The organism is Acinetobacter sp. NyZ410, from assembly GCF_022828975.1.
Lineage (GTDB): Bacteria > Pseudomonadota > Gammaproteobacteria > Pseudomonadales > Moraxellaceae > Acinetobacter > Acinetobacter guillouiae.
The window spans coordinates 4,691,034-4,703,973 of the sequence record NZ_CP094620.1 but is presented as its reverse complement, the minus strand read 5'-3'; the positions used below and the strand labels follow the sequence as shown (position 1 = coordinate 4,703,973).

Genomic DNA, 12,940 nt, shown 5'->3' with positions numbered 1-12,940 from the left:
AGATGAAACGCAGTCTAATATTAGTGTTGAGCACATTTATTTCAATCCAAGCTTTCGCTGAAGAAAATGCTTGTGAAAAAATTTGGGATATCTTCAAAAATAAGAATGAAAGTATCAAAATTGATAAAAGTAATGTCCCATGTAAACAAATTTGGGAAGATGTCAATAAAGCAAAACTTGTAAAGACTATTGGCTTAAATCCAAAAGATGCTCAATGGATGTCAACAGGAGAGTGCCAAGTTATTGAAGTGAATAAAAATAAATACCAAGTTTATTATGCTTATCTGAAAAATGACCATAGTGATATAAGAATCATTAATGATGCTAATGGTAATTATTTTTCATATTTTAGAAATTTAGGCCGCTATGATATGTTTGAAGATAAGTTTTCTCCAACAAAAAAAGCAAATAAAAATGGTGTTGAGTTAAGTTGTCCAGGATTGGGTAATTTTGAGAAATTAAAACCTATTTTAAGCTCATATATCAATAATAAAAAAATTGATATTAAGAGATTTAGTTTTGAGGACTTAAATAAATGAAAAATGGTAAATCTATAAATCAAAAATCTTATCCATTAACCCGATATGGATTTATTTGTGCCGTTTCAAGAAAAGAATCTTCATCAGATTTAAGCCTGCCTTTAACTGCATCTGTAAACATTGATGCAAGTAAAATAAAAAATTCTCTGGGTTATATTGGTTTTTTTCAATTTGGTGAAGCTGCACTTATCGATCTGGGCTATTATAAGCATTGGGATAATAATTCTGATAAAACTAAAGCAAATGATTGGACAGGCAGTTGGGTTGGGCACAATGGTGTTAATTCTTTATCAGATTTTTTGAAATCCCCAGCTAAGCAAATTCAGATCATTGGAGAATGGATAGACCTTCTTTGCAAACGATTAAGAAATAGAAGCTTTAATGAATATTATGGAAAAATAATAAATGGAATTGAAATTACTGAATCGGGCGCTATTGCAGGGGCTCATTTAGTTGGTGAAGGGGGATTAGGTTCTTTTTTAGGTGTACCAGGTTTTAAGGGAAACTATAAAGAATCAGATGGGAATAAAGTTCATATTAGTAAATATATAGATATGTTCAACCATTATGACTTAGAAAGCTGTTGCAGTAGAAAAATATATATATCATTAAAAAATCAAATAGGGCAAATAGCAAAAAATAAAAAAGTAACTATTGAATCTGAATATAGTGGTAAGTTTAAACAATCTAAGTTTATTGTAAATGCAGAGTCAGATGAGCAAGGACTATTACCTGTTATTATTAGACATCCAGGCAGTAAAATTGTCATTAAGGCAGATGGTAAGCAATCGACAGTTATCACACAGGCCCCTGATAAAAAGCAATCTATTGAACTAAGTGTAAGTGAAGATATTAAAGTCCAATCTGTGTTACAAAAACCTGCTGAACCAGAACTAAAACAAGAAAAAGTTGTCGTTATTGAACAGAAAACGGATTCTTCTAAGAAAGATGAGGTGAAAACAGAGGATTCTAAAGATATAAAATTTGATATATCTATAATAGAAAGTGACACAAATAGAAAAATAACGAATATGAAGTTTTTTGTAAGATATAAAGGTAAAATCAAAGAACATATTTCTGATGGTTCAGGAATAAAAACTGGTCTGATTGCGGAAGAGGGTGAGAGTTTAGATATATTAGTAAATGGTAGTAAAGGTTATCAAAAATTAAAAACAATACCTATAACTAAAGGAATAGAAAATAGCTGTATATCAGTCCCATTAGGGCTTGTAAGCGTAAAATTGAAGATACATGATAGTAATGGTAAGGTTGTAAAAAACAATAAGTTTTTTGTCTCATATAGAGGTAGAGAAATAGAAAAAACAACAGATTCTAATGGCTTTATTCAGTTAAAAATGTTAAATGCATTTGTGTATAAGTGATGTGTGCTGAGAAAACAGGAGGTTTTAACTTGGTAAACTATAGACACTCATCAGGAGTTTACCATGAGCAAGAAACAGAAGACTTACACCGCAGAATTTAAAGTTGAAGCAATAAAATTGATTGAAGCCAATCAAGGCAATGTATCGGAAACAGCCAGACAACTTGGCATTTCAATGCAAACTCTTTCAAATTGGAATAATAAAGCAAAGACTGGCACCTTAGCAGGCACTAAACAATATTCACCTGATCTAAATGCCTTACTCGAAGAAAATAAAAAGCTCAAACAACAGCTCAAAACAGCTGAAATGGAACGTGAATTTCTAAAAAAGGCAGCAGCGTACTTTGCGAAAGAAAGTCAGTAAGGTACGCCTATATGAAACAGCAAAGATATTTATTCCCGATTAGCTTTATGGCTAGATTACTTCACGTTTCAGTGTCACGATTTTATGATTGGCTAAAACGAGGCATGAATAAAAGATTGGTTCAGCGAAATCAACAGACAATTTTGGTCAAAATAGCTCATGAGGAAACTAAACAAAGCTATGGCTATATTCGATTAACTAAGCATTTACAAGCGCAAGGTATCAAAATCAGTACGTATGCTGTACGTCAAATAAAAAAGCTCAACCAGCTGTATTGTAAGCGTCATAAGCGTTTCAAAAGAACTACGAAGAGTGATCATAATCGAGCGATCTACGCAAATTTACTAGAGCAACAGTTTTCAATGACTAAGCCCAATCTTGCATGGTCAAGCGATATTACATACATTTGGACTGCTGAAGGTTGGTTATACTTGGCAGCAGTAAAAGACCTGTACACGAAACAAGTGGTTGGCTATAGCTTAAATGAGCGTATGACCGCACAACTTGTTTGCAATGCACTGACTATGGCGATTCGTAATCAAAAACCAACGAAAGGCTTAATTATTCATTCGGACAGAGGCAGCCAATATTGCAGCCATGAATATCGAAAGATACTGGAAAAATGTGATTTTCAAGGTTCAATGAGCAAACGTGGGGACTGTTACGATAATGCACCGATTGAAAGTTTCTGGGGCATACTCAAGAATGAATTAGTGCATCATTGCAACTATAAAACCAGAGATGAAGCTAAAGCAGATATTACAAAATACATTGTGTTATTTTATAATCAGCGAAGAATTCAAAAGAGTTTGGATTTTAAAACGCCAAATCAAATAGCAGAGAACTTTTATCGGTTAGCTGCCTAGCATATCCCAAGTGAAAGTCTCCTGCTAATTCAGCACATATCAAAGCTATTGCTTTCAAATAAAAAACCTGTTTTGACGTTAAGAAATGATCCAAGTATTTCAGTAATCAATGTGAACTTAAATCCTGCTGCTACAATAATACAGATGCCGCCAGTGGCTTCAAATACTCCAACAAAGACAGTACCAGCAAAAACAGCACCAGCGAAAGAAACACCAGCTAAGAATGAAGAGAGCTTTGTTGATTATTTAATTGATTTTATTCCTTCATTAGGAAAAACAGAGAATGTCCATACAGAGAAAAATGGTAATCCATTAACAAAGCAATATGGTAGTGATGTTTCATTCACTATAAAAACAATCTCTGTACACGACAAAAATAGATAACTCATTGAAATAATGTCATAATAATTGTTTTCTAACGACGAATACTATGACACATCTCAATGAGTTATATCTTATCTTAAACAAATATCTAAAATGGAACAAGTCACATTTAAAGTGCTTTGCGCTCATCATGCTTGTGATTATTTTAAAGCAAACATGTAATCTTTCTTCTGCATCTAAAGCCTTGCCCATCAAGTGCTTACCACAATCATTTTATCGACGTATGCAGCGCTTCTTTGCAGGTCAGTATTTTGATTATCGTCAAATTTCTCAGTTGATTTTCAATATGTTTTCATTCGACCAAGTGCAACTGACTTTAGATAGAACCAATTGGAAATGGGGAAAACGAAATATTAATATCCTGATGCTCGCAATCGTTTATCGTGGAATAGCGATACCTATCCTTTGGACATTGCTTAATAAACGTGGAAATTCAGATACGAAAGAGCGCATTGCTTTGATTCAACGCTTTATAGCCATTTTTGGTAAAGACCGTATTGTGAATGTGTTCGCAGACAGAGAGTTTATCGGTGAGCAGTGGTTTACATGGTTAATTGAACAAGACATCAACTTCTGCATTCGTGTTAAAAAAACTTCATTGTCACCAATCATTTAGGAAAGAATCATAAAATTAGTGATTTATTTCGCCATCTTAAAGTTGGTCAAATTGAATGTCGTAAACGACGGATTTTGGTTGGTCGGGTGAAACTATATATAAGTGCACTACAGTTAGAAAATGGAGAGCTTTTACTCGTCGTTTCTCCTCAGTTTAATGCCAATGCTATTCAGGATTATGCATTACGCTGGGAAATTGAAACCTTATTCAGTTGTCTCAAAGGACGCGGGTTTAATCTTGAAAATACGCGCTTGACAGACCCTAGACGAGTGAAAAAATTGATTGCGGTGTTAGCTATAAGCTTCTGTTGGTGTTACTTAACGGGTGAATGGCAACATGATCAAAAAAAAGTGATAAAAATAAAGAAGCATGGACGACTCTCAATGAGTTTATTTCGCTATGGTTTAGACTATGTTCAAATGGCGATTCAGCGTTTAATTGGTTTTGGGAAAAAAGAAGAGTTTAAGGAAATTTTGGCAATTTTAAGAAGGCAGAACCCTGATAGGATAAGGGTTCTGTGAAATTTGTCGTGTACAGAGAAAAACAATAAATAAAGGAACAGGTAAGGAAGAGAACCTCTCCTATTCGATAAATTACAATGGAGCAAAAAGAACGCACTATACAGGGCAAGATGGAGTTGGATTAAAAAAACATAGAGGAGAGGATGGAAAGAAAATAGAAATTCTTGTAGATATAAATGGAAAAGATCAAGTTCTCTATTCTGCAACTCTAAAAAACCCTATGCCAGTCATTGAAATAAGAATAGATAAGCCAAAAGATGATGGATCATATTTATTCCCGCTAAAAACTCGGACAAACTCGTATAAAAAAGGCTTTGCTCGATTTGGTTCTAATCGAAGTGGGGGAAAACGAAAACATGCTGGATGTGATCTTTATGCTTCTGCCGGGACAGAAATCAGAGCAATGGCAGATGGTATTGTAAAAAATGTTTACTACTTTTATGACAACACTGATGCCATTGAGATAGTCCATCAAAAGCATATCATTCGCTATGGCGAAGTTAAAAAAGGTAAAGCTTTAGTAAAAGCTGGAGATAAAGTTGTAAAAGGTCAGGTAATTGCCCATGTTGGTAGCTTAACAACAAAAGGTATTCCAAGTATGATGTTGCATTTGGAAATGTACTCAAATCCAAGTAATAAAGGCACTTTAAGCGGTACAAGTGTCTATAAACGGCGTTCGGACTTAGTTGATCCAACACCATTTTTAGATAGCGCATCATTATGAGCATTCAGTCATGAAGAATATTTATATCTTAATTTTTATAAGTGCTTTAATTGCATGTAGCGATAAAAACAAAGATAAAGCACAAAGTAGTTCAAATAACGAACCAAATGTAATGCAGGCAGACGTGCATGAACAACAATCTTCAACTACAAGTGAGGCTTTACCTGTAAGCGAATCAAAAGTAGTTGCAGATAATGTGACTGTGACAAAAGATAGTGTTCAAACAAATCAAATTTCTTGCTCAAATCAAAATATTACAGAATGGTATGGTTTTGATGAAGCTGCTGCTGAACCGAAATGTGAAGTGGTCAAGAATTTTAAACTGCCATCCTATAAGTGTGATGTCTCTAAAAATGCCTTTGGTGCTGATAAGGATGCTATTTTATTAGAAAACCAAGACCAGCGGTTTTTCGTTTATTCAGACTCTAAGGATTGCAATGAAATGTTAGAAATACGTAATTCTAACGCTCCATAAAATGGACGCTCTAAAGTCTATATGCTGAGGTTTATTTGCATGATAAGTTGCAATATTTAGTATTCAAAATTAGTAATCGTTTTTTGTCTTTGTAGAATGTTTGGATGAAAATAACTAATTGGTAATCAGTGTATTGTTATTATTGTAAACACTTAGGTTGGGTGAACAGAAAAGCTGATCAAAGTCAGCTTTTCTGTATTCAAGAGATAGATCATTCAAAGTTAAACGTAGCTTCTTTCTTATTTCAATCTTCCAAAATCTCTTCCAACACTTCTTCATTCAGAGGTGGTCCCACATGTTTGAACAACTAAAAGCTTATTTATAAGTGATACTCTGCTCTAGTTAAGCTACCTTATTTTGTTGTGGTAGCTGGTCATAGTAAAACTCATCTGGAGTCATTTTGTCCAGACTCGAATGAGGTCGTTTCAAATTATAAAATTCAAAATATGCGTTTAATTGCTTCTTCGCATCCAAAACATTGCTGTAGGCTTTGAGATACACCTCTTCATATTTAACGCTCCGCCATAATCGTTCAACCATCACATTATCAACCCATCGACCTTTACCATCCATACTGATTTGAATGCCATTTGATTTCAATACATCAATAAATGCATCACTGGTAAACTGACTGCCTTGGTCTGTATTAAATATTTCAGGTCGACCATATTTTTCAATAGCTTCATTTAATGTTTCTATGCAAAATGTAACCTCCATACTAATCGATACTCTATGCGCAAGTACCTTGCGGCTATGCCAATCAATCACAGCACATAAATAAACAAAGCCTTTTGCCATAGGGATATACGTTATATCCGTAGACCACACTTGATTACTGCGCTGAATAGCCAATCCTTTGAGCAGATATGGATATTTGCGGTGAGCTTGATTAGCCTGGCTTAAATTTGGTTTGCAATATAACGCATTAATGCCCATTTTCTTCATTAAAGTACGTGTATGACGTCGTCCTATATGATGTCCTTGACGATTCAACAAATCACGCATCATCCGGCTACCTGCAAAAGGGTATTGCATATGTAACTCATCCATACACCGCATTAGCTTCAGATCTGATGCACTCACAGGTTTTGGGCGATAGTAATAACAACCACGGGAGACTTTCAGCAGCTGAGCTTGCTTAGATACTGAAATCTGAAGTGAGTCATCGATTAACTTTTGTGGTTGAAGCGGCCCAGTTTCTTCAACACACCTTCTAAAAAATCAATTTCTAATGCCTGCTCACCGATTTTTGCATGTAGTTTTTTTAGATCGATGGGTGGTTCTGTTGGAGCTTTTGATTGATCGAAAGCTTGCGAGGAAGCTGAAATCAGTTGATTTTTCCAGTCGATAATTTGGTTTTGATGAACATCAAATTCAGCACTCAATTCAGCAAGTGTTTTTTCTGCTTTAATCGCAGCAAGTGCTACCTTAGCTTTAAAATCATTTGAATGATTTCTTCTTGGTCTACGTGCCATAAAATACTCCATATATTGATGTTTATAACATCATTTGGGGAGCAAAATATCACTTATAAGTGTTGTTCAAATTTCCTGATCCACCTCTTTCGGTGCAAAGAAATAAGCACCATCCATAGGTGTTACAAAGTGCAGCAAACGGTCATGAATCCCATCGCCTTGAGTACCAAACATATTGACTAGCATACGATCAATACGGGTTAAGTCTTTGGTATAGGCAATAAAAAATAGACCTTGCTCGCCTTGACCATCGCCATAAGGAAGAGAGTGACGTAGGATTTCTAATTCTTCACCTTCATTATCTTCAATGACAACACGAGCAATATGGGCATTTTCAGGTTTGTGTTCATCGTCCATTTCAATACTTTCTAATTTAGAACGACCAATCACATTTTCCTGTGCATCAACTTTTAAACGTTTCCACTTTTCAAGCTCGTGTACATAACGTTGTGCAAAAATAAAAGAACCATCTTCAAAAATACCTGAATCTTCACCTAATAACGCAGTCTCAGCACGATCATCAGGGAATTGAGGATTTTCAGTACCATCAATAAAACCAGTCAGGTCACGACCGTCGAGATAACGGAAGCACACCCGTTCATCCAGAACTTCAACTTGATTTTGGATACCATCAAAAAAGGATTGGCTAAGCGCAAAGCAAATATCTGTACGTGCAGACGCGATATGAATCAGAACATCAGCAGGAACCACTGGCATCTCAAATGCGCCTTGAATCGGTTCTAACTGCTTAAACCCTTCAGGAGTTGTATGATAAAGTTTTGCCCAAAGTTCAGGACCAAAAGCGATTGAGGTTTTAATTTCAGCATCAGGGTGTTGGGTAATTAAACGATCACGTGTACTTAACAACGCATTGAGTTGTTTTTTTAAGCCATCAATAGACAGATTTTTTAAATTTAAAACAATGAAACGAGCATGATTAGAAGGTAAAGGTAGAATTACAGATTGGGCTGTCATATGGTGATGGCTCCTCAATTTTTATTTATCAATCCTCTTATTGTGCATGATCAAGCAACAGCTGAATAGTAAAGTCTTATGCTTTTTACCAATTAAATTAATCGAAATGTATCGTTTTAAAACCGTTATAATAGCGTGTTAAAAGTTTTCTATCTTTTTGTTATGTCGTATCAAGTCTGGTTTGCCTATATGTTGGCGTGCTGGGTGATCAGTATTTCACCTGGTGCGGGTGCGATCGCGTCTATGTCGAGCGGTTTAAATTATGGTTTTCGCCGTGGTTATTGGAATGCAATCGGTTTACAACTGGCATTGTTGGTTCAAATTGCGATTGTCGCAGCAGGTGTTGGGGTATTGTTTGCAACTACACCGCTGGCATTTTTCGTGGTGAAATGGTTTGGGGTTTTATATTTATTGTATTTAGCCTACATACAATGGACGACGAAAACACAGTCGATAGATATCCCGACTGAGCAACCGACAAAATCTATTCCCAAGCTGATCTTATATGGCTTTATTGTCAATATCAGTAATCCAAAAGCCATCGTCTTTTTACTTGCTGTTTTGCCACAGTTTCTAGACTTGTCTAAACCACAATGGATTCAGTATGTGATTATGGCAGCGACCATGATCACGATTGATTTGATAGTCATGGCTGGTTATACGGGATTGGCAGCCAAAGTGTTAAGACTATTAAAATCACCAAAACAACAAAAATATATGAACCGTACCTTTGCTGTCTTGTTTAGTTGTGCTGCTGGCTTATTAAGTCTGGTTCACCAATAACAACATAGGCGATTAACTGAGTTATATGTTAGAGATTTGACCCTATAAATAAGCCATTGTTTCGAGGTTACTTTGAATTATTTAGAATTTTATCTGTATGCCATTAGTGTGATTATCATGATTGCAACGCCTGGTCCAGTCATGATCTTGGTTGCAAGTGCAGGTTTAAAAGGTGGCTACCGACAGTCTTTACTGACCATTATTGGGACAAATTTGGCTTCTTTGGTACTTATCACAGCCTCTATTTTAATTTTAAAAGGCATGTTTAGTGTCAATGAAACCCTTTTCTTGATCATTAAAGTTTTAGGATGTCTTTATATTGCCTATCTAGGTTATGGAATTCTAAAAGAAGTATTATCCCAGCAGGAGCATCAACTCAATACGATGTTGTCGCCTGTGGATGGTGGGCTAAGCAAAGGCTTTTTAGTGGGTATCTCAAATCCTAAAGATATCATTTTCTTTTCATCATTTTTTCCGCAGTTTATTCATATTCATGCTGATATAAATACCAGTCTAGTCATCTTAGTCGTGACATGGATTATTTTAGATTTTCTCACGTTATCTTTGGTCTATCTGTCGTTTAATAAGCTTTCTAAAAGTCAAATTTATCCAAAAATATTAGGGCTTTGCGGATTAATTCTGATTGTCATTGCTGTATATGGTTTATATGTTTCGTTAAAAAGCATAGTTTAAATATTGAGTGCGGCTAAAGATGGAAATGATTGATTCATCAAGCCATCTTTCTTACTTTCATTACACAGAAAATCACAGCAAACAGCAAAGACATGGTTAATACGATGCTTAGCCCTGTAGAGATGTTCAGGGCTGCACTTGACCATAACCCCACAGTCACACCAATTTGAGCAATCACAAACGCGCCAATCACCATTTGTTTCGGTGAATGAGAAATAAGACGCGAAGCCAGTGCAGGAATAACCAATAACGCACCCATCAATAACGAACCAACGGCACGTAAAGCGAGTACGGTGAATAAAGCCAATAACAACATAAAAATTAAGCGCTGCCATTTGGCGTTTACGCCTTCACTTACTGCAATATCTGGATCAATCGCAATTTGAATTTGTGCTTGCCAGTAACGGTAGAGGACAGCTAAAGCAACAATAATCACAGTTGCAAAAATCGGTAGGTCTGACCACTCAATTGTTAATAAATCGCCAAATAAATAACTTAATAATTCAGGACGTAATGCAGGTAAATGTTGAATTAACAGTAGACCAGAACAAAGTAAGGTCGCAGCACATAATGCAAGTAAGGCATCATTGGGTAAACGCGGGTCATGTAAAACCCAAAGTACAGCCACCAAGAGGATCGCAGTAAAGGTAACACCGACCCAAAGCGGTAAAGTTAAAACAGCAGCTAACGCAACACCAAGCAAGGTACCATGAGCCATCGTGTCAGCAAAAAAAGACATTCTGCGCCAAAGCATCAAACAACCTAGCGGAGCTGTTAGAAACACTAAAAGTGTTCCCATAATCCATGCAGGTAACAGTAATTCTAACCATTCCATCATGGTTTAAGCTTCCGGTTCTGGGTGAATGTGTGGATGTGGGCCATGTTCACAAGTTTTGGCAGAGTCACCATGTGCACAATGGTCATGATGGTGTTGGTAAAAAGCGTGGTATTTTCCAAAAGTATCACCAAACAAAGCTTGATACTCTGGATGCTGCTGAATACTGTCAGGTAAACCACTACAGCAAATGTGCTTATTTAAACAGACAACTCGCTGAGTGCCTTGCATTACCCATTGTAAATCATGAGACACAATTAAAATGGCACAACCATAGCGTTGTGGCAGGCTACGCACATATTCATACAGTTCAGCTTCAGATTGGATATCTAAACCTTGCATAGGTTCATCTAAAACTAAAATATCGGGTTGGCGTAATAAAGCACGCGCCAACAAAACCCGCTGACGCTCACCACCTGAAAGTTGTTGTACTTTGGCATACTCTAATTTGGCAATACCAGTATCTCGAATGATTTCAGCTTTAATCGCCTTATCACATTTCTCAAGATCAAGCAGATCTTTAACTCTTAAAGGCAGACTATGAGAGGGATTAAATTTTTGTGGTACATACGCCAGTTTAATTTTTTTTGAGCTGATAATTTTGCCCGCATTGGGTTTTAAAATACCCAATAATACTTTGATCAGGGTTGATTTGCCTGCGCCATTGGGACCAATAAGCGTGACAATTTCTTTTTCTTGTAATGAAAAATCTATATTTTTTAGAATGTCACGATCATCAATTCGGACATTAATTTGTTGCAGTTGAACGAGAGGGGAGTTTACGCTTTGTTCGAGCACTGCTGACATATTCCTGAAATCTCAATAATACTGTGATGTGCATTGAAGTGATCTGACGCGGCTAAGTGGTTTAATTCTTGAATTAAACCTTTTGCTGAAGCTTCTTTCACTGTATGACATTCAGTGCAAATTAAAAATGCGGCTTGATGTCCTTCACGTGGGTGACAACAAGGGATATAAGCATTAATAGAGGTTAAACGATGAATAAAACCTTTTTCTAAGAGAAAATCTAAGGTTCTATACACGGTAGGCGGTGCAGCTGGACGTTCTGCAGCACCTTTCATCTTGGCTAAAAGATCATAAGCACCTACAGGACCTGAGGCATTCAAAATTAATTCAAGTACTTCTTTACGCAAAGGGGTAAGGCGGGCACCTGAGGTTGCACAAAGGCTTTCTGCTTCTGATAAACGAGCTTCTACATTGAGATGATCGTGTACACCATGCAAAGTATCATGCTGCTCGTGTGAACATAAGCTCATATCAGACCTCAAAACTTGTTATTTGAATGGAAGAGAATCGCAAATATTAACATGAAGCTCTATCAACTTACGAATGGCGTAGGTATTTTTTAACTTCTGTTATACTATAACATAAATTTTTTTTGGTAATACACTCCCATGAATCGCATTATCGCCTTTTGCTTATGTGCATTAATTATTAGTGTCACTTGGGCTCAAGCGCCTTTAGTGGTATCAACTCATCCTATTTATTTGATTGCAAAAGAAATAACTGAAGGCATAGAAGAGCCTGTTTTGCTTTTGGGAAATCAAACGGGGCATGATGTGCAACTTACACCAGATAATCGCAAAACGATTATGGATGCTTCATTGGTGATTTGGCTGGGAAAAGAACATGAAGCGCCTTTGGAAAAGGTTTTAGGCGAGAATGCAAAAGCGATTTCAATACTCAATTCAGGTATTATCCAAGCACTTCCTTTAAGAAGTCCAAAAGGTGTTGCACTGAAAGATACGATTGATACACATGTGTGGTTAGATCCAAATAATGCTGTCCGTATTGGTTTCTTTATTGCAGCCTTGCGTTCACAACAACATCCAGAAAATAAAGCAGCATATTGGAATAATGCGAAGAAGTTTGCCAGTGAAATGCTGCGTGTTTCACAGAAAAGTATCAGTGCTGGTAGCGCACGTCCATACTGGGCTTATCATGATGCTTACCAATATTTAGAACGTTCATTAAACTTAAAATTTGCAGGTGCGATGACAGATGATCCGCATGTTGCGCCGACTGTGACTCAAATCAAGTTTTTAAATGACACGAGACCTTACAAAAAAATGTGCTTGCTGGCAGAAGGCAGCGCAAGTCCAAGTCAGTACCGAAAATTGGGTGAAATTTCATTTCAAGCGGTAGACGAAACTTTGGCTAAACAACAAGATTTTGTGGTTGCATGGCAGACTTTGGCTCAACAAACACAAGCTTGCGTACTTAATGCACGGAAATGATGCAAAAATTAATCAACAATTGTTCATATGCAAAGCAACCTGTATATCGAA

At 36.5% G+C, this 12,940-nt stretch carries 15 protein-coding genes; 10 read left to right on the top strand and 5 right to left on the bottom strand.

What is annotated here, in order from left to right; all coding sequences use genetic code 11:
- The first annotated feature begins 2 nt into the window (after positions 1 to 2).
- From MTO68_RS22250 to MTO68_RS22220, 7 genes are all read left to right on the top strand, one after another.
- Positions 3 to 539, top strand: a complete 537-nt coding sequence (locus MTO68_RS22250) for a hypothetical protein (RefSeq protein WP_244014391.1) — start codon at positions 3 to 5, stop codon at positions 537 to 539.
- Entirely contained in the window at positions 536 to 1,921 is a 1,386-nt protein-coding gene (locus MTO68_RS22245; RefSeq protein ID WP_244014389.1) for a hypothetical protein, read from the top strand. The genes MTO68_RS22250 and MTO68_RS22245 overlap by 4 nt, the downstream gene beginning before the upstream one ends.
- 63 nt (positions 1,922 to 1,984) lie before the next feature.
- Positions 1,985 to 3,150 (top strand): IS3-like element ISAba21 family transposase gene (locus tag MTO68_RS22240; protein WP_085947552.1). Its coding sequence is split into 2 segments (ribosomal slippage): positions 1,985 to 2,243 and positions 2,243 to 3,150, totalling 1,167 coding nucleotides; the frame shifts between segments, so codons are not numbered across the junction.
- A gap of 111 nt (positions 3,151 to 3,261) precedes the next feature.
- Complete coding sequence (locus MTO68_RS22235; RefSeq protein ID WP_244014387.1) at positions 3,262 to 3,534, top strand: hypothetical protein; 273 nt, start codon at positions 3,262 to 3,264, stop codon at positions 3,532 to 3,534.
- Positions 3,535 to 3,580: 46 nt separating this feature from the next.
- Positions 3,581 to 4,671 (top strand): IS4-like element ISAba1 family transposase gene (locus MTO68_RS22230; protein WP_088631513.1). Its coding sequence is split into 2 segments (ribosomal slippage): positions 3,581 to 4,121 and positions 4,121 to 4,671, totalling 1,092 coding nucleotides; the frame shifts between segments, so codons are not numbered across the junction.
- 220 nt (positions 4,672 to 4,891) lie between these two features.
- Positions 4,892 to 5,395, top strand: a complete 504-nt coding sequence (locus MTO68_RS22225) for a M23 family metallopeptidase (protein ID WP_244014386.1) — start codon at positions 4,892 to 4,894, stop codon at positions 5,393 to 5,395.
- A 10-nt stretch (positions 5,396 to 5,405) separates the two neighbouring features.
- Complete coding sequence (locus MTO68_RS22220) at positions 5,406 to 5,870, top strand: hypothetical protein (RefSeq protein WP_244014384.1); 465 nt, start codon at positions 5,406 to 5,408, stop codon at positions 5,868 to 5,870.
- Between the two features lie 342 nt (positions 5,871 to 6,212).
- On the opposite strand, the gene MTO68_RS22215 is transcribed toward MTO68_RS22220, so the two are convergent.
- Positions 6,213 to 7,345 (bottom strand): IS3 family transposase gene (locus tag MTO68_RS22215; protein WP_223235881.1). Its coding sequence is split into 2 segments (ribosomal slippage): positions 6,213 to 7,093 and positions 7,093 to 7,345, totalling 1,134 coding nucleotides; the frame shifts between segments, so codons are not numbered across the junction.
- A 66-nt stretch (positions 7,346 to 7,411) separates the two neighbouring features.
- The gene (locus MTO68_RS22210; RefSeq protein ID WP_244014382.1) at positions 7,412 to 8,320 is read right to left on the bottom strand and encodes a Dyp-type peroxidase; all 909 of its coding nucleotides are present in this window, start codon (positions 8,318 to 8,320) and stop codon (positions 7,412 to 7,414) included.
- Between the two features lie 162 nt (positions 8,321 to 8,482).
- Between MTO68_RS22210 and MTO68_RS22205 the strand changes: the two genes are divergently transcribed.
- Entirely contained in the window at positions 8,483 to 9,103 is a 621-nt protein-coding gene (locus tag MTO68_RS22205) for a LysE family transporter (RefSeq protein ID WP_056518349.1), read from the top strand.
- Between the two features lie 72 nt (positions 9,104 to 9,175).
- Complete coding sequence (locus tag MTO68_RS22200) at positions 9,176 to 9,796, top strand: LysE family translocator (protein WP_105714225.1); 621 nt, start codon at positions 9,176 to 9,178, stop codon at positions 9,794 to 9,796.
- Between the two features lie 37 nt (positions 9,797 to 9,833).
- Here the strand turns inward: MTO68_RS22200 and znuB are convergent, their stop codons facing one another.
- From znuB to MTO68_RS22185, 3 genes are read right to left on the bottom strand one after another with little or no spacing between them, the layout of a single operon-like run.
- Positions 9,834 to 10,634, bottom strand: coding sequence for a zinc ABC transporter permease subunit ZnuB (znuB, locus tag MTO68_RS22195; protein ID WP_056518353.1), 801 nt, complete (start codon positions 10,632 to 10,634; stop codon positions 9,834 to 9,836).
- A 3-nt stretch (positions 10,635 to 10,637) separates the two neighbouring features.
- Positions 10,638 to 11,438 (bottom strand): zinc ABC transporter ATP-binding protein ZnuC, encoded by an 801-nt coding sequence (znuC, locus tag MTO68_RS22190; protein ID WP_004723434.1) that lies wholly within the window; start codon positions 11,436 to 11,438, stop codon positions 10,638 to 10,640.
- Positions 11,411 to 11,908 carry a transcriptional repressor gene (locus MTO68_RS22185; protein ID WP_004723431.1) on the bottom strand — a complete coding sequence of 166 codons (498 nt, stop codon included), beginning with the start codon at positions 11,906 to 11,908 and terminating at the stop codon, positions 11,411 to 11,413. The genes znuC and MTO68_RS22185 overlap by 28 nt, the downstream gene beginning before the upstream one ends.
- A 138-nt stretch (positions 11,909 to 12,046) precedes the next feature.
- Between MTO68_RS22185 and MTO68_RS22180 the strand changes: the two genes are divergently transcribed.
- Entirely contained in the window at positions 12,047 to 12,889 is an 843-nt protein-coding gene (locus tag MTO68_RS22180; RefSeq protein ID WP_244014380.1) for a zinc ABC transporter substrate-binding protein, read from the top strand.
- The last annotated feature ends 51 nt before the right edge of the window (positions 12,890 to 12,940 follow it).